This is a genomic window from Gillisella taibaishanensis, assembly GCF_001938985.1.
Taxonomy (GTDB): domain Bacteria; phylum Pseudomonadota; class Alphaproteobacteria; order Rhizobiales; family Rhizobiaceae; genus Allorhizobium; species Allorhizobium taibaishanense.
On sequence record NZ_MKIN01000018.1, the window covers coordinates 249,978 to 265,706 of the forward strand.

General features: G+C 61.4%; 14 protein-coding genes. 4 read left to right on the top strand and 10 right to left on the bottom strand.

Annotated elements, in window-relative coordinates; translation table 11 throughout:
- Nucleotides 1-39: 39 nt before the first annotated feature.
- Nucleotides 40-1,047 carry an asparaginase gene (locus BJF91_RS03435; protein ID WP_075613063.1) on the top strand — a complete coding sequence of 336 codons (1,008 nt, stop codon included), beginning with the start codon at nt 40-42 and terminating at the stop codon, nt 1,045-1,047.
- A 214-nt stretch (nt 1,048-1,261) separates the two neighbouring features.
- Here BJF91_RS03435 and BJF91_RS03440 read toward each other — a convergent pair whose 3' ends face one another.
- On the bottom strand, nt 1,262-2,017 hold the full coding sequence (locus BJF91_RS03440) for a DeoR/GlpR family DNA-binding transcription regulator (protein WP_075613064.1): 756 nt from the start codon (nt 2,015-2,017) through the stop codon (nt 1,262-1,264).
- Between the two features lie 113 nt (nt 2,018-2,130).
- On the opposite strand from BJF91_RS03440, the gene BJF91_RS03445 reads away from it, so the two are divergent.
- Both BJF91_RS03445 and BJF91_RS03450 read left to right on the top strand, forming a co-directional pair.
- Complete coding sequence (locus tag BJF91_RS03445; protein ID WP_075613065.1) at nt 2,131-2,487, top strand: DUF4406 domain-containing protein; 357 nt, start codon at nt 2,131-2,133, stop codon at nt 2,485-2,487.
- A 296-nt stretch (nt 2,488-2,783) separates the two neighbouring features.
- Nucleotides 2,784-3,095, top strand: a complete 312-nt coding sequence (locus BJF91_RS03450) for a hypothetical protein (protein ID WP_075613066.1) — start codon at nt 2,784-2,786, stop codon at nt 3,093-3,095.
- 235 nt (nt 3,096-3,330) lie between these two features.
- Here the strand turns inward: BJF91_RS03450 and BJF91_RS03455 are convergent, their stop codons facing one another.
- The 7 genes from BJF91_RS03455 to BJF91_RS03485 form a co-directional block, all read right to left on the bottom strand.
- Nucleotides 3,331-5,103 (bottom strand): lysozyme inhibitor LprI family protein, encoded by a 1,773-nt coding sequence (locus BJF91_RS03455; RefSeq protein ID WP_075613067.1) that lies wholly within the window; start codon nt 5,101-5,103, stop codon nt 3,331-3,333.
- Between the two features lie 97 nt (nt 5,104-5,200).
- A complete protein-coding gene (locus BJF91_RS03460) occupies nt 5,201-5,836 on the bottom strand; it encodes a hypothetical protein (protein ID WP_075613068.1) in 636 nt (211 codons plus the stop codon).
- A gap of 155 nt (nt 5,837-5,991) precedes the next feature.
- On the bottom strand, nt 5,992-7,674 hold the full coding sequence (locus BJF91_RS03465; protein ID WP_075613069.1) for a phosphoethanolamine transferase: 1,683 nt from the start codon (nt 7,672-7,674) through the stop codon (nt 5,992-5,994).
- Nucleotides 7,675-7,885: 211 nt separating this feature from the next.
- Nucleotides 7,886-8,416, bottom strand: a complete 531-nt coding sequence (locus BJF91_RS03470) for a GNAT family N-acetyltransferase (RefSeq protein ID WP_083943091.1) — start codon at nt 8,414-8,416, stop codon at nt 7,886-7,888.
- Nucleotides 8,413-9,066 carry a glutathione S-transferase family protein gene (locus tag BJF91_RS03475; RefSeq protein ID WP_075613070.1) on the bottom strand — a complete coding sequence of 218 codons (654 nt, stop codon included), beginning with the start codon at nt 9,064-9,066 and terminating at the stop codon, nt 8,413-8,415. The genes BJF91_RS03470 and BJF91_RS03475 overlap by 4 nt, the downstream gene beginning before the upstream one ends.
- A gap of 205 nt (nt 9,067-9,271) precedes the next feature.
- Nucleotides 9,272-11,053, bottom strand: a complete 1,782-nt coding sequence (gene ggt, locus BJF91_RS03480; RefSeq protein WP_234801531.1) for a gamma-glutamyltransferase — start codon at nt 11,051-11,053, stop codon at nt 9,272-9,274.
- 258 nt (nt 11,054-11,311) lie between these two features.
- Nucleotides 11,312-11,878 carry a MarR family winged helix-turn-helix transcriptional regulator gene (locus tag BJF91_RS03485; protein WP_075613115.1) on the bottom strand — a complete coding sequence of 189 codons (567 nt, stop codon included), beginning with the start codon at nt 11,876-11,878 and terminating at the stop codon, nt 11,312-11,314.
- 283 nt (nt 11,879-12,161) lie between these two features.
- On the opposite strand from BJF91_RS03485, the gene BJF91_RS03490 reads away from it, so the two are divergent.
- Entirely contained in the window at nt 12,162-13,736 is a 1,575-nt protein-coding gene (locus tag BJF91_RS03490) for an MDR family MFS transporter (RefSeq protein ID WP_075613071.1), read from the top strand.
- A gap of 110 nt (nt 13,737-13,846) precedes the next feature.
- Here the strand turns inward: BJF91_RS03490 and BJF91_RS03495 are convergent, their stop codons facing one another.
- Together BJF91_RS03495 and BJF91_RS03500 are read right to left on the bottom strand one after the other, a co-directional pair.
- Complete coding sequence (locus tag BJF91_RS03495) at nt 13,847-14,479, bottom strand: NAD(P)H-dependent oxidoreductase (RefSeq protein WP_075613116.1); 633 nt, start codon at nt 14,477-14,479, stop codon at nt 13,847-13,849.
- Between the two features lie 189 nt (nt 14,480-14,668).
- Nucleotides 14,669-15,559 (bottom strand): thermonuclease family protein, encoded by an 891-nt coding sequence (locus BJF91_RS03500; protein WP_075613072.1) that lies wholly within the window; start codon nt 15,557-15,559, stop codon nt 14,669-14,671.
- Between the last annotated feature and the right edge of the window lie 170 nt (nt 15,560-15,729).

Genomic DNA, 15,729 nt, shown 5'->3' on the forward strand with positions numbered 1-15,729 from the left:
CGGAATCGATTTAAATCGTTAGAGATCAAGGCCTCCATAATGACCAATCCCATTACCGTTGAAGTCACCCGTGGCAACCGCGTCGAGAGCCGCCACCGTGGCATGGCCGTGGTGGTCGATGGCGATGGCAAGGTTGTCTTTTCCGCCGGCGATATCGAGGCGGCCACCTTCCCGCGCTCGGCCTGCAAGGCCATGCAGGCGCTGCCGCTGATTGAAAGCGGCGCGGCGGATGCCTTTGGCTTTGGCGACAAGGAACTGGCGCTGGCCTGCTCCTCCCATTCCGGCGAGGACGAGCATGTGGTGCTGGCGGCCCTGATGCTGGCGCGGGCCGATACCGATTCCGATGCGCTGGAATGCGGCGCCCACTGGTCGGCCGATCAGAAGACCCTGATTCACCAGGCCCGTACACTGCAGGTGCCGATTTCGCTGCACAACAATTGCTCCGGCAAGCATTCGGGCTTCGTCTGCACCTGCGTCCATACCGGCTACGCCGTCGAAGGATATGTCGAATACGATCACCCGCTGCAGCGCGACATCCGCGCTATCATGGAGGGACTGACCGGGGCGGTGCTCGACGCCGATCATTGCGGCACCGACGGCTGCTCTATCCCCACCTATGCCGTGCCATTGAAGGGCCTTGCCCACGGCTTTGCCAAGATGGCGACAGGGCAGGGGCTTGAACCCGTGCGTGCCAAGGCGTCAAGACGCCTGATCGACGCCTGCATGGCAGAGCCCTTCTACGTGGCCGGCACCGGCCGGGCCTGCACGAAAATGATGGAGATCGCGCCGGCCAAGATCTTTGCCAAGACGGGTGCGGAAGGCGTGTTCTGCGCTGTGCTGCCAGAGCAGGGCCTGTCGATTGCCGTCAAAGCCGAAGACGGCGCCAGCCGCGCCGCCGAAGCCATGATCTGCGCCCTGCTGGCCCGATATTTCGAAAAGGACAGCGCCGAACAGGCGGGTCTTCTCGCCATGGCCAACAAGCCCATGCACAACTGGAACGGCCGCCATGTTGGCGATGTCAGGGTGACGGACGTGTTGTTCGGGTAATGCCGCTGGGGCGCATCGATAGAACGCTAAGGCGCAGAGACGGATTTAACGGACGGGCGTGCGTGTTCTGTCGGGTGTATGACGCTTTCGTCTCTGTCTCTTCTCCCCAGCGGGGAGAAGGTGCCGGCAGGCGGATGAGGGGGGCGGAGCCAAATCAAGATCTGCGTCGGTCTACCGGTTATATCCAGAAAAATCGCAGCGTGCTCCACCCACTTCACGCTACCATCAGCGAAACCCCTGCTGTTCGATAGGGCGCCAGCCTTTCGGCCTCCACATCCCTGCCCACAACCACGCCGGAGAGATCTGACAGCGGCAGGATCTGGCAGGGTGAGAGCGCATCCAGCTTGTCTGCCGTTACGCACAGAAAAGTTTCGGCGCTGACCGAGGCGATCAGCCGCTTGATCGCGGCTTCTTCGGGGTCACCGGTCGTGGCGCCGTGCTGGGCGTGCAGGGCGGTGGCGCCGAGGAAGAACAGGTCGGGCCGCAGCCGGCCGATCGCTTCGGCGGCGATAGCGCCGACCGCCACCATGGAATGGCGATAGAGACGCCCGCCGATCAGCAGCACCTCGATATCCCCCCGCTGTTCCAGGTCGACCGCAATGGTCGGGCTATGGGTGACGACAACAAGGCCAAGATTTTGCGGCAGAAGCCGGGCGATTTCCGTATTGGTGGTACCGCCGTCGAGAAAAACCATCTGGCCCGGTTTCACGATCTCGACCGCCCGCGCCGCAAGCGCCTGCTTTTCAGTGCTGGCCCGGCTCTTGCGGGCCGAAAAATCGGGCAGGTCGGGCGAGATCGGCAGCGCGCCGCCATGCACCCGCGTCAACAGGCCAGCGGCTGCCATTTCCCGCATATCACGCCGGATCGTGTCCTCGGATACGTCGAGTTCCCCCGCAAAATCCTTGGCGATTACCCGCCCGTCCCGCTGCAGCCGCGCCAGAATGAGAGACTTTCGTTGACCTGTCAGCATTGCACGAAATCACCTGTTATTCCACGATACTGAATATTTAGACGAAAAAGACTCGACTCTCAAGCAATTTCGTGCAGATTTAAGGACATTCGTGCAATTTTAAGGAGAGAAGAATGCTGATTTTGATCGCGGGTCCCTATCGGTCCGGCACAGGCGATGACCCGGAAAAGATGGCCGCCAACCTGAAGGTGCTGGAGGCACCGTCCTATGCGCTGTTCAAGGCGGGGCATGTGCCCATGATCGGTGAATGGGTGGCGTTGCCGGTCTGGCATGCCGCCGGCGGCAGCCACGTCGGCGATGGGCTTTACGAAGAGATCTTTCATCCGGTCGCCGGCCGGCTTCTGGCGCTGTGCGATGGCGTGCTGCGCCTGCCCGGCGCGTCGAAAGGGGCCGACAATGACGTGCGGATCGCGCGCGAGCGCGGCATTCCCGTCTGGACCCGGCTTGAGGATGTTCCTGGAGTGGCCTAGGGGCGTCCGCCGCCCGACATGTTCAACGTGATCTATCTGCTCGTCTGCAGGAGCAATAGAGCATCGGCCGAAAAGGAGGAGCCGGTTTTCGGGTCACTCCGATGCCAGACTGAAAGGCTAGAGCATCGTACCGGTTCAGTTTCCGGCACGATGCTCTAGCACATGTGAGCTAATGGATTCCCTGCATCTCCCGTGCCATTGCCATAAGCGACATCGGTTTTGCGCAATTGCGACGATGGAGTGGAGCAACCGGCTAGAAACGGCCGGCGTGCGAGAGGTGAAAAGGGGTGGCACATATGAAATTGTTGATCCACGGGCTTGCGGGACTGGTCCTGCTGTCAGGTCTGGCCTCCTGCCAGACGCCGCAGGAATCGGCTCAGAACGCGGAAATGACCTGCAGCGCGCAAGGCTTCAAGCCGGGGACCGCGCGTTATCGCCGATGCGTCGGCGCGACCTATAACAGCAATCGCCAGCAGGCCAAGCAAGCCGAAAGCAATGTCGCCGCCGGTGCTGCCATCGGCGTTCTCGGGGGCGCCGTGCTCGGCGCGAGCCTCGACCGGCATCCCCATTACTATCACCGTTGCGGGCCGTGGGGCTGCTATTACTGATCTCATCGGATCGGGCCGAGCCAGATCAGGATAGCCAAAGGCCCGCTCGCTTCGTCATGAAGCGGGCGGGCCTTTTGTTTTTCACCCCGGGGGTTCGCCCCAGACATTCCTGAGAAGCATCATACCCGTCTCGCGCCAGAGGCGTTGTGGTCCAGGGGCGGCCGGCAATCGGCCGTGCCCTCCGCAACCCATTAAGCCTACCTCAGGCCCGCAATCTTCGGGATATCTCTTGCCTCTACTGGACGGTATCGTCGCCTTCGCCCAGCAGGACGGAAAGATTGTCCTTCCGCTTGGCGGTTACCAGAGCAAGGGTAGGATCAGCCATTTCAGGATCAACGGCCTTGGCAAATTCCACCCAGGCGTCGCGATAGGTGATCCAGAGCCGCTGTACGGTGCGAATGCCCGCCACCTTTACCAATCCGGGCGAACGGGTGCCATCCGGATCATCAGCATCAGGCTGGTAGTCGGGAACGGCCATGACCCTGCGATACGCCTCGTTGAGCGCCTTGTCCTCGGCTTTCGGGTCCGCTTTTCCATCCTGCGGCAATGTTTTGGACATGACGGCGCGCATAATCTCCATGAAATCTGTCCAGTCCACATCTTCCTGATCCTGGACCATAGAGGAGCGAGCCGTGCCTGTTGTGTCGATTTCCTCACGCGACTGTCCGGTGATGAAGGCCGAAGCGGCAGTATAGAGTTTCTTGTAGCGTGCCTGCACGGCCTTGGGCGCGGCCTTCATCAGCGTGTCGAGCTCGACCTGGCGCTGGTGTGTCACCTTTTCAGTGCCGATGCTGGAGCAGAAGCCCATCATAAAGCCACTGGTGATGTCGTCGCAGAAATCGATCGGATCGGGTTTCGGCGTCTGCGTCATTTCGACGAGATGCTTCAGGCGGCCGCTGATCTCAGCCCCAGCCCCACCTGCCTCGCAGGCAAAGCGGAAGGCGAGCGGCCAGTTGCGGTCAACGCCCTGGCCATTGGCATACAGCATCATCAGGATGGCGTGTCCCTGGATGGGTGTGGCATTCGTGTCGGACATTTCGCCGAAGGCGCAAAGGCGGGCTCGGCGATAGTCCACTCCCTTGCCTTGATAGTCGTAGTAGAGCGCGTCGGATTGGCAACCCTTCAACTCGGCCAGTTGCTCCGGCCTTGGCTGATCCGCAGCCGGAATATCAGCATTTTCCGCCGATTGGCACAGCGCTTCGGCATTCGCGTCCTTGCGCACCTCGTCGTGACTGGCGATCGCTGTGGCAAGATTGGGCAGTGCCGTGTTGAAATCCGCCGAGGCGCAGCGCCCTGACGTGGTGATGGCGTCCAGATGTTGCTGCGTCAGCTTTTTCAGGTCATCGGTGGAGGTCATCGTTGCGTCGGGATGGCCGTCGACGGCCATCTTATACAATTGCCGCGCCATGCAGCCGTCTTTCTCAACACCGTTTCCGAGCTCGTAGAGTTGTGCCAGCTTGTAGCGAGCCTGGGCGCTGACGCCGTGATCGATGCCCGCCTGGCGATACCAGTGCGCGGCCTCTTTCGGGTCCTGCCTGCCGGAGAGGCCGGTCAGCAGCATATCCCCGAGCTTCACCCGGGCGGCGGCTATAGAGTCCTCATCGTCGGCGCTGGCCTCCGCTTTTTCTGCGGCGGCCCGCAGATAGCGCTCGGCCTCGGCTTGATCGTTGTCGGGGCCAAGACCGTCGAGATAAAGAAGCCCGAGCCGAAGATCCGCCTTTGCGCTGCCTTGCAATGCGGCGGTTTTATAGAACTGAACGGCGTCGCTCAGGCTCTTATGGGTTCCAAGGCCCATGGCCGTCATCTGGCCAAGCTGGAAATAGGCCTCGGGCGCACCGTCATCGGCGGTGACGGAGCGCTGCCATTGGGCGACAGCCTCTTCGAAATCACCTGCCTTGTAGGCCTGTTCCGCCTTGTAATTGTCCGCGAGCGCCGAATGGCAAAGCAGCGAGCTGGTCACGCAGGCCGCATAGAAAAGGGAGAGGGCAAAGGCTTTTGGCTGCAACATCAAAACAATCTCCCACGGCAATCCGCAGGAGATAGGACGGGGCACGGCCCGGTCAAGGCGGTCGGGGCAAGCTTGCCCCTGACCGCAAGCCTTCCTTTTACATCGGCGGTACGACGCCCTTGGTGCCGACGACAACGCGGCTGGAGGTCAGGGTGCCGTCTTCGGCCTTTTCGGCGGGCACGAAGACCACGGCGCCGGCTTTCAGGTCGGATTCGATCGCGGGTGCGAAGGTGACGACCGGGGTGCCCTCAGGAATGGAGATGGTCTTTTCGCCGCCCTTGTATTCAAGCGTCAGGGTCGGGCCGGTGCCGGAACTGCCGACCGATTTGACGGCATTGGCGACGGTGGCGTTGGTCATGGTGCTGCCCGGCTGCAGGTCCCAGGGGCGGCTGCCTTCGCCGGTGCCCTTCATGGCGGCGGGGAAGATCACCACTTCCAGCGCATTATTGCCGCCATTGGTGCCCGGGGCCGAGGCAATACCGACGAAATCGCCGGGCTTGATCGCGTCGGCTTCAGCCTTGGCGACGCTGGAAATCTTCCAGCCTTCGGCGAGCTTCACCTTGGCCGTCTCGCCCTCGCGGGTCTTGATCGTCAGCTGCTTGCCTTCGAAAGCCTCCACCGTGCCGCGCAGCCGCAGCTGTTCGGCCGCCTGGGCGGGCAGAAGCGGGGCGGCGAGGCTGGCGGTGAGCAGTGCGCCTGCAAGAAGCGCAAATCGTTGATGTCGTCCGGTCATCGGCTGTTCTTCTTCCCTTGGGAAGCCCATTGCAATGGGCTGGCTTGATGAGGCCGCTCATCGGCCGCATCATCCAAGCAGACTTGTCCGCTGGCGGCCGTCTTTCAAGTCCGCAAAGCCTGGAGACACGAACAGTTGAAGGGCGAGATGCCTATTCAATCGGCTCGGGCCACGGTTTTCGGAGCCCGGCGGCAGCCGGAGAACACGTCGAGCGCGGGATTGTAAACCGATGTCGACACGTCCATCAGGCCGAGGATGCTGTGGAACAGATTGTCGTGCGAGCGCGGTTCCCCGGTCGTCTTCGCCAGGCATGTCAGGTCATAGCCGGCATCTTCCGCGAGATCGTCGGAAAGCCAGAACGCCAGCGGCACATGCGTCTGCTCGGCGGGCGCCACGACATAGGGCATGCCATGCAGATAGATGCCGTTTTCGCCCAGGGACTCGCCATGGTCGGAGAGATAGACGACGGCACCGGCCAGCGTGTCGGAGCGCTGCTTCAGCTTGTCGATGGCTTCGCCAACGATATGGTCGGTATAGAGAATGCTGTTATCGTAGGCGTTGCGGATTTCCTGCGCACTGCATTTGCCGAAGTCATTGGCGCGGCAATCTGGCTGGAATCTGCGGAATTCCTCGGGATAGCGGGCGAAATAGGCCGGGCCATGACTGCCGAGTTGATGCAGCACCAGCACGCTGTCACCCTTTACGCCATTAAGCCAGCCATCGATCTTGTCCGTGAGTATGCCATCAAGGCATTCGCCATCCTTGCAAAAGCGCGGATCGGCCGTGGACGGCAGGAAAGTATAGGGCACCCGGTCGGCGACATTGTAATGGCCGGTATCGTTGTCGAGCCAGGTGACGGCGATTTTCGCATAACCGAGCACGTCGAGAAGGTTCTGCCGTTCGGCCGCCTTGCGGTGGCTATAGCCGGCCCGGGTCAGGTCGGAAAACATGCAGGGGATGGAGACGGCCGTCGCCGTGCCGCAACTCGTGGCGTTCTTGAAATAGGTGACGCCGCGCGCCTTCATTTCAGGATTTGTTTCGCGCGCATAACCGCCCAGCGAAAAGTTGGGGGCCCGAGCCGTTTCGCCGGCGATGATGATGGTCACGCGCGGCTTGTGCGTGGCGGCAAGATTGACCCGGTGTGCATCGGTGCCGATCGGGGCTGCGACGATATTGCGATCGCGATGGGCGTCGATCGTATAGCGGGCGGCGCTGACGATCGGCAGGAACGGGTTCAGCCGGTCGAGAATGTCGTTATGGGCGCGCCCGACGCCGGCAAAGGTGCGGTAATCGGCAAAGGCGCAGCTCGCGAAGACGGCGACGCAGGCGACAATGATGCCGGCATTGTGCAGGACCTTGCTGAAGAACGGCCGATGGCGGATCCGCACCCAGGCAATCAGCAGTGACGGCAGAACGGCGGTCAGCAGGATGTGGACGACGAAGCGGGGCGTGATCAGATGCGCGGTCTCCGCCCCGGTCGAAACGGCGGCATTGCGGATCATCTCCCGATCGATGATCGTGCCGAACTGGTCTGTAAACCAGGACGAGGCGGAGGCAATGATCACCAGCAGGATCAGCACCGGCTTGGTGACATACTGCGCGGAAAACAGCACGAGAACAGCAAAAACCATCGCCGAGATGCCGATCACGAACAGGGCGAATGTCAGCGGCGAGATATCCACGAGATAGCCATACGCCTTGATCCAGAATGTATGGTTGGTGACACCAAGCAGATAGAGCGCGGTCAGCAGGCACAGCGTGACGCTGCCGATCTGCGGTCGGCGCGGAAAGATCGTACCTCGGCCGCGTTCGGAATTTTGGTTTGCTCGATGATCCATCGGCGTCGTCCTGCATGACAGTTGTGTGACAGCGTGAGCGCATGTCACTCAGTCCTGACAGTCAGCTGAATGCCGGAAAATAACTATTTTCGGATATTCTTATATTTATGTTCTTTTTCCACAGGATCGGTGGTGGATACAGATAGGAACCCATTGATTGTAAGGGGAAAATGAGGCCGCTGACGTCTGGCCGTCTGCGAGCCGCAGCTTGCTAGAAGCCAAGTCGGAAAAGATGCTGCGGTCCGGCTTTGCCGCCGAGAAAGCGTTGGCCGGTATCCTCCCAGCCGGTCGCGAGGTAGAGACCGATTGCTGCCGGGTTGCGCAGGTTGACGGTCAGGAAGGCCCGGGCGCCCGTATAGTGCTGGGGTGGGTAGTGATGGGCGAGATAGGCGGGAAGTGCGAGCATCGCCGCCTTGCCATAGCCTTTGCCCTGGTACTGGCTGCCGACGATCAGGGCGCGCAGGCCAAGGTCACCGGTCTTGAAGCCGGCAGACGTCAAATCGAAGTCGGCCAACCTGGTATCATAGGCGCGATCGATCTTGAAAAAGCAAACCGGCTCTTCGCCCACGAGTCCCATGTGGAAATCGACCGCCGGATCGGCGTCTTCTACAACGGCGTCGATCGGGCCAGCGAACATCTGCTGCTGTTGCGGCAGCGTCAGGTGCAGCACCCGGGCGCGGTCGTGTCGCGCCAACGGGGCCAAGGTCAGGGCGGAAGGCGCAAGGTGCGCCGGCTCGCTCATTCGGCGCTGCGCCTTTCCCACATGGCCTGGAAGGCCGGGCGGCTCTGGCAGCGCGTCAGCCAGGCGCTGAGGCTGGGATTGGCCTCCATCAGCGGCTGATAGGCCTGGGCATAGCGAACGATTTCCGCAATATTGATGTCGGCGACGGTAAAGCGATCGCCCACGGCATAGTCATGCGCAGCGAAATGCTTTTCCAGCACGGACAGTGGCCGCTTCAGCAGCCGGGCGGCGGCGGCGGCTTCCGATTGGCCGGCCTCGCTGTCCAACCGGTCGTCATTGGCAATGCGCGAGATCTTCAGGGCATTCTGCTCGATTTCGGTGGCGGCAAACAACGACCACTGCATCATCTGCGCGTCTTCTTCCAAGTCCTTCGGCCCGATTTCGCCGCCATATTGCTTGGCGAGGTAGAGGGTGATGGCCAGCGATTCCGACAGGACCAGCCCATCATCTTCGATCACAGGAATGGCGCCAAACGGATTGATCGCCAGAAATTCAGGAGAATGTGTGTTCAGCGGCGCATCCGGGGCCAGCGGATTGTCCAGCTTCACCGCCTGCAAAACCGGCACGTGGTCGAAGGCCAATTCCAACTCTTCCGCCAGCCAAAGCACGCGTGTCGCGCGCGATTTGTAGCAGCCATAGACTTTCAGCATGAAGTTTCTCCCAGGATCATTTTGGGCCACAGGCTAGCCTCCGAAGCCGGGCTTGGGAAGCAGGTGATTGATAGGCAGACGATTTTGCCGCAACCAGGCTTAACAGTTCGTCAGAGCCGCATGCCGAACCCGCAAAGGCCGGGGCTGTTCCCAAAGTTAAACCGGCGCAGCAAGAACGGCGGATTGCTCCGCCGCCCTCAAAACCTCAATAGCCCTTGGCAGATCCCGCAACGGCGCGGGTGTCGATGGCACCGAAATAGCCGGATGCCTTATCGCCGGCTTTGGCGATGTCGGCGATGCTTTTGCCGCCCACAAGGATGCCGGCGGCCTGGCCCCAGACCGGGCCGTCATTGCCGCCGTCGAGCGTATAGCCCATGTCTTTCAGCAGTTTCAGCGTATCCGGCGACAGCGCATAGGGCTCGTAGTAGATCTTGTCCGGCTGCCATTGATGGTGGATGCGCGGCGCGTTGACGGCGGCGGAAATATCCATGCCGAAATCGACCACGTTCAGGATCGCTTCGAGCGTGATGGTGATAATACGCGAACCGCCGGGGCTGCCGATCACCATGAAGGGCTTGCCGTCCTTGGTGATCACCGTCGGGCTCATCGATGACAGTGGCGTCTTCTTGGGCGCAATCGCATTGGCTTCGCCCTGCACCAGGCCGTAGAGATTGGCGACACCCGGCTTGGAGGTGAAATCGTCCATCTCGTTATTAAGGAGAATACCGGTGCCCGGCGCCACCACACCGGCGCCGAAGGAGCCGTTCAGCGTATAGGTGACGGACGCGGCATTGCCGTCTTTATCGATGATCGAATATTGCGTCGTTTCGGTGCTTTCCTTGCCCCCAAACGGCTTCAGGTCGGCAGATGTGCCGGCCTTGCCGGGTACTATCTTGGCGCGGATCTCGGCGGCATAGGCCTTATCCAGCATTTTCGGCAGCGGATTTTTGACAAAGTCAGGATCGCCCAGCGCCGCATTGCGGTCGACATAGGCATAGCGCATCGCTTCCACCATCTGATTGACGGTCGAGGCTGCGCCATAACCCTGCTCGGCCAGCGGATAGGCTTCGAGAATGTTGAGGATCTCGCAGATGATCACCCCGCCAGACGATGGCGGCGGCGAGGAAATGATGTGATAGCCGCGATAGTCGCATTCCACCGGTTTCAATTCGCGCACCGCATAGGTTTCGAAATCGGCGGTGGTCAGTATGCCTTTGCCATCGGCGCTCGCCTTGGCAATCGCCTCAGCCGGCATGCCCTTGTAGAAGGCGTCCGGACCCTTGTCGGCAATGCTTTGGAATACAGCGGCGAGGTCGGGCTGTTTCAGAACCTCGCCGGCGCCATAGGGTGAGCCATCGGCTTTCAGGAAGATCTTGGCCGCCGCCGGGTCCTTGGCCAGCCGCTTGGCGCCGCCGGCGAGAATGGTGGCATCACCTTGGTTCAAGGTAAAGCCGTCGCGGGCCAGCGCAATCGCCGGGGCCAGCAGGGCGGCGCGGTCCTTGGCGCCGTATTTCTCCCGCGCCAGTTCCAGGCCCTTGACGGTGCCGGGTACGCCGACGGCGAGATAACCGTCCAGGCTGGCGCGCGGCACGATCTCGCCCTTGTCGTCGAGATACATGTCCTTCTTGGCGGCGAGCGGTGCCTTTTCGCGGAAATCGATGAAGTCGGTGCGCCCATCCTTGAGCCTTATGGTCATGAAGCCGCCGCCGCCGATATTGCCGGCGGTCGGATAGGTGACGGCGAGCGCATAACCCACCGCCACCGCCGCATCGACGGCATTGCCACCAGACTTCAGCACCTCGACGCCGACATCAGTCGCCAGATGCTGGGCCGTGACCACCATGCCGTTGCGGCCCTCGACCGGGGCGGGCGAGGCGGCCTGAACCGCGCTCAAAGGTGAAAGCACAAGGGCAAGCGCGCTCAGCGCCGTGGTCGACTGTCTGAAAGCCGATTGTCTGAAAAGGGATCGGAAGGAGAAATGGATCATCAAAACACCTTTGGCATGCGGGGGCGAGACCCGAGCGGACGAAGCGTAAAAGCTATCACCGATAACGAGTGATGCAACCATTTGCTGCGCAGATGACGGATCAACATTTTGGGGGAGGAGCTTTCCCGATGCGCAACCATAGCATCATCTGCCGGGCCTTCAGGCCGTCAATGAGGCGGCTCTCATCCGGCTTCGCCGCCCCCTCATCTCCCCGCTAGGGAGAAGAGGCCTAGGCGATAGTCTGGAAAGTCCAATCAGTCAGTTTTCGCCGTCCGCAGCGTCCTTGTCGGCGAGGCCGACATCGCGGCCGCGGCATTCCAGGCCGGAAATGAAGCGGTCGAACAGCGTTTCGAAGAGGATGATGTCTTCAGGGTTCCAATTGGCCAGCGTCTGGCTGATGACCTCGCGGCGCACGGTTTCGAAATGGCGGAGAACGTGCCTGCCGTTTTCCGTCAACGCCACAATGGTGCGCCGCGCATCGGCCTGCGAGGCTTCGCGCCGGAGCGCGCCCCGCCGCACCAGATCGGCCACGACCCGGCTTGCCCTCGATGGATCGATGCGCATCTGCTCGGCAATCACGCCCACCGTCACTTCCTGATCGCGGCCGGCATGAGAGACGATCTTGATGACGTCGAAATGCGAAAGCTCCATGCTCTGGCCGCTTTCCATGCGGCTGAGCGCAATGCGCGACATGAAGCGGCGCCCCATCATCATCCGCATCCGCGCCATGGTCCCGGAAATTCCGTCCAGCGCTTCATCCATGGCGCTAGGCGCCGCGTCGTCGGCCGGAACACTGTCATTAAGGGCGGTTTTATCAGTTTTCATGAAGCGCAAGCCAGTGCCGGTCAGGATGGAAGATGATTATTCAAGAAAATGTGTGCTTTTATCATATATGTGCTGATTGACAATAAAACACAATATATGCTTTTATCACATATATGACAAGGGCAACGATCTTTTGCCGCTTTCGGACAGAGCGTCGAGCTCTGCTCCATTGGCTGAGACCATTGCCCGCCGGGCGGCGATCCGATTGCCGTCGATCCGCATTACCCTTCAGTCGTCGCATATGCCGCCGCCTTCACCGCCTTCAGAACCAAAGAGATTCCGCATGGACAATGCCCTGAGCCAACCGGCATCCGCCAAGGCGCCGCCCCAGCCGGCGCCCGCTCCCGCTTTCCAGTCGCTGGTGCCGGACCCGCGTCTGCGTATGATGTTGTTCCTGTTCCTGATGACGGCGCTGTTCATGGCGACGCTGGACAATCAGATCGTTTCGACCGCGCTGCCGACCATTGTCGGCGAATTCGGCCAGCTGGAACGGTTCGGCTGGGTCGGTTCCGCCTATCTTCTCGCCACGAGCGCGGTCATGCCGCTCTATGGCAAGCTGGGCGACCTGTTCGGCCGCAAGCATGTGATGATGACGGCGATTGCAATCTTTACCTTCGGCTCCGTCATCTGCGGCATGGCCGTGTCGATGGATACGCTGATTGCCGCCCGGGTGCTGCAGGGGCTTGGCAGCGGCGGCATCATGGTCTCGATCTTCTCCGTCAATGCCGACCTGTTCGAGCCGCGCGTGCGGGCCCGCTACCAGAGCTATTCCAGCCTGGTGCTGATGGCATCCGGTGCCGTCGGTCCGACACTGGGCGGCACGATGAGCGAGCTGTTCGGCTGGCGCTCGATCTTCCTCGTCAACCTGCCGATCGGCATTCTGGTTCTGGTCGGCCTGGCGCTCTATCTGCCGTATCGCAAGCCGCAACGCCGCCCGAAGATCGACTATCTCGGCGCAGTGCTTTTGGCCGGTGCCGTCACCAGCGTCGTCTTCTGGGCAGATAGCGGCCAGATGTTTGGCTCGCTGGTGGCGCCCGAAAGCCTTGGCGTCGTCGCCATCGGCGTGATCTGCGCGGTGATTTTCTATCAGGTCGAAAAGCGTGCCGCCGAGCCGATGATACCGGTCAGCCTGCTGCACAACGGCACGGCGAGACTGCTCTGGGTCGTGTCGCTCGCCGGCGGTGCGGTCGGCATCGGCTCGGTCAATTATGTCGCGCTCTATCTGCAGACCACCACCGGTCTGTCACCAACTTTGGCCGGTCTGCTGTTCATTGCAATTACCGGCGGCATCGCCATCGGCTCGATCAGCAGTGGCCGGCTGATTTCCTCGACTGGCCGCTACAAGATCTTCGGCGCCATCGGGGCTGCCGGCAGCTGCACGGTGTTCCTGATTTTCAGTCAGTTGCCGATCGGCACCCCGATTGCTCTGATCGGCTTGCTGATGCTGATGCATGGTATCAGCGTCGGCATCGGCCAGCAGGTCCCTGTTATCGGCGTGCAGAACGCTGTCGCCCAGCGCGATGTGGGGGCAGCCACCGGCACTGTGACCCTGACCCGCATGGGAGGCGCCTCGATTGCCATCTCCGTCTACGGCGCCGTGCTTTCGGCCTTCATGATCGGCGGCCCGGCCATTCCAGGCGTCGACAATATCGAAAGCCTGACGCCGGCAGCCATGGCGTCGCTCGACCCAGCCACCCGCGCCGCCGTCTCGGCCACCTATGCCCACGCCTTCTCGCCGGTTTTTATCAGCATGGCTGTCATGATCGGCTGCGGCTGCCTCGCCGCCTGCCTTCTGAAAAATGTTCGCCTGCCCACCGGCGGCACCGCCAAGCCATCGGCAGAAGCCCTGGCGGAGTGATTTGAGCAGGCTGGAGCTGATCGTCTTTCTGCACAAAACCTGACCTCAACAAAAAGCCGCCCCTGAACATCAGGAGCGGCTTTTGTCGTCAGATCAGAGCGACCTAAGTCTCACTTTACCTCGATTACGAAATCTTCGCGGGCGCGGCGCACCTTCTTCAGGTTGACCAGCCAGTCGCCTTCCTCGGCGCGGTAGCCAAGCGGCATGATCGCGACGGAGCGCAGGCCCTTAGCGCGCAGATCGAGAATTTCGTCGAGCGCGGCGGGGTCGAAGCCTTCCATCGGGGTCGAATCGACTTCCTCGAAGGCGGCGGCAGCGAGCGACAGGCCAAGGGCGATATAGACCTGGCGGGCAGCATGCTGGAAATTCACTTCTGCGTCGCGCGGCGGATAGGTGTCCAGCAGCATCTTGCGGTAGTTTTCCCAGCCTTCGCTGGTGAAATTGCGCTCGGCATTGACCAGATCGAACATGGTGTTGATCCGCTCGGCCGTGTAATTGTCCCAGGCGGCAAACACCAGCAGATGCGAGCAATCCGTGACCTGCGCCTGGTTCCAGGCGATCGGCAGGATCTTCTCGCGGATCTCCTTGTTGGTCACGACAAGCACGCTAAAGGGCTGCAACCCGCTCGAGGTCGGCGCAAGCCGCGCTGCCTCGACGATCCGCTCGACCTTATCCTCGGCCACGACTTTCGACGGGTCCATTTTCTTTGCGGCATAACGCCAGTTCAGCTTTTCAAGCAGCACGCTAATATCCTTGATTGAAAACGTTGCGGGACGCATGTAGGCGGGCTTTCGCCCTGCGGCAACCGCCGCATGACGAAATGCAGTGTTCACCATTCGGCGCTGAATGCGGTGACATCGGCTTGCAACGGGCGAACCCCTCCCACTTGCGGGAGGGGTTGGAGAAGAGGGGGATTTTTCCTCCCACAAGACCTATTTCTCGACGAACACCGCCTGCGTCAGATCGGCGTCGAAGCGGTAGCGGTCGTTTTCCCGGCGCAGCAATTGCGACAGCGGCACTTCCACGCGGTTATCGACGATCACCTTGTCGTTTTCGCCTTCGGTCTTCGCCAGCCATTCCACCAGATCGGTCTCTCCGGATTTGAGGAAATCGCAGGCGCGGCGGAAGAGTTTGGGGAAGATCAGCTGCGCCCTGCCGGTGCCGGCTTCCTCGTTTTCATCGGGATGGCTGCCGCTCGCCCAGCCGAGATCGGCAAGCGTGGTCACGGCAAAGCGCTCGGTCTTGTCCGCCGCCCACACACCGAGACCCGCATCCCGCGCCTGTCTTGCCGCAGCTGAGATCGCTTCGCGCTGGTCGACCGGGGCGGAACTGTAGAGCATGGGATAGGCCATGCCGGTTTCGATCAGCCGGTAATTGACGCTTTTCTTCAGCACTTCAGGCGCAATCGCCCCCGTATCGCCGGATGCAAAGGGATTGCCATCAAGCGTCAGATAGGAAATCGGCCGGCCGTGAATATCGGCCGAAGCGGTCAGGATGCCGGCCTGGATGGTCTGCGGCACCGCTGCCGTCACGGTTTCCTTCGAGAGTGTGAAGGACGAAAAGCCGATGAGATCTTTCAGCAAATAATCCCGCGCCACGCCGCCGCGCGGCTGCGCCTTGCTCTCATAATGGGTCTCGGGCGTATCGATGCCCTCCAGTCGTAATTGGTGACTGCCATCCTTGGCCGGACGCAGCAGATGGGCGCGGTAGATATCGGCAAGCGCGTTCTCGTCGTCAGGGCGAAACCGCACCGAATCGCCATCGGGCTGCTTGCCAATGACGATAATCGTGCCGGATACATAGCGATAATGCTGCAAGGCCATCGGCTGTCCTCCTCTGCCATCATGGGAAGATCAGCAAAGCGCAGATCTGTGTCAGCGATGCGACAGGCGGGTGGATCAGACGGCTGCGGCGGCCTGCAAATCACCCGTCGCCACCGTGGCTACCGAAGACGATGCCTCATCGGTCTCGGCCAGCCCGTCCTCCATGCCGC

Excerpts from the sequence above, each read along its gene's own strand:
- BJF91_RS03435 (WP_075613063.1), top strand. The coding sequence starts at position 40 with ATGACCAATCCCATTACCGTTGAAGTCACCCGTGGCAACCGCGTCGAG.
- BJF91_RS03440 (WP_075613064.1), bottom strand. The coding sequence starts at position 2,017 with ATGCTGACAGGTCAACGAAAGTCTCTCATTCTGGCGCGGCTGCAGCGG.
- BJF91_RS03445 (WP_075613065.1), top strand. The coding sequence starts at position 2,131 with ATGCTGATTTTGATCGCGGGTCCCTATCGGTCCGGCACAGGCGATGAC.
- BJF91_RS03450 (WP_075613066.1), top strand. The coding sequence starts at position 2,784 with ATGAAATTGTTGATCCACGGGCTTGCGGGACTGGTCCTGCTGTCAGGT.
- BJF91_RS03455 (WP_075613067.1), bottom strand. The coding sequence starts at position 5,103 with ATGTTGCAGCCAAAAGCCTTTGCCCTCTCCCTTTTCTATGCGGCCTGC.
- BJF91_RS03460 (WP_075613068.1), bottom strand. The coding sequence starts at position 5,836 with ATGACCGGACGACATCAACGATTTGCGCTTCTTGCAGGCGCACTGCTC.
- BJF91_RS03465 (WP_075613069.1), bottom strand. The coding sequence starts at position 7,674 with ATGGATCATCGAGCAAACCAAAATTCCGAACGCGGCCGAGGTACGATC.
- BJF91_RS03470 (WP_083943091.1), bottom strand. The coding sequence starts at position 8,416 with ATGAGCGAGCCGGCGCACCTTGCGCCTTCCGCCCTGACCTTGGCCCCG.
- BJF91_RS03475 (WP_075613070.1), bottom strand. The coding sequence starts at position 9,066 with ATGCTGAAAGTCTATGGCTGCTACAAATCGCGCGCGACACGCGTGCTT.
- ggt (WP_234801531.1), bottom strand. The coding sequence starts at position 11,053 with ATGATCCATTTCTCCTTCCGATCCCTTTTCAGACAATCGGCTTTCAGA.
- BJF91_RS03485 (WP_075613115.1), bottom strand. The coding sequence starts at position 11,878 with ATGAAAACTGATAAAACCGCCCTTAATGACAGTGTTCCGGCCGACGAC.
- BJF91_RS03490 (WP_075613071.1), top strand. The coding sequence starts at position 12,162 with ATGGACAATGCCCTGAGCCAACCGGCATCCGCCAAGGCGCCGCCCCAG.
- BJF91_RS03500 (WP_075613072.1), bottom strand. The coding sequence starts at position 15,559 with ATGGCCTTGCAGCATTATCGCTATGTATCCGGCACGATTATCGTCATT.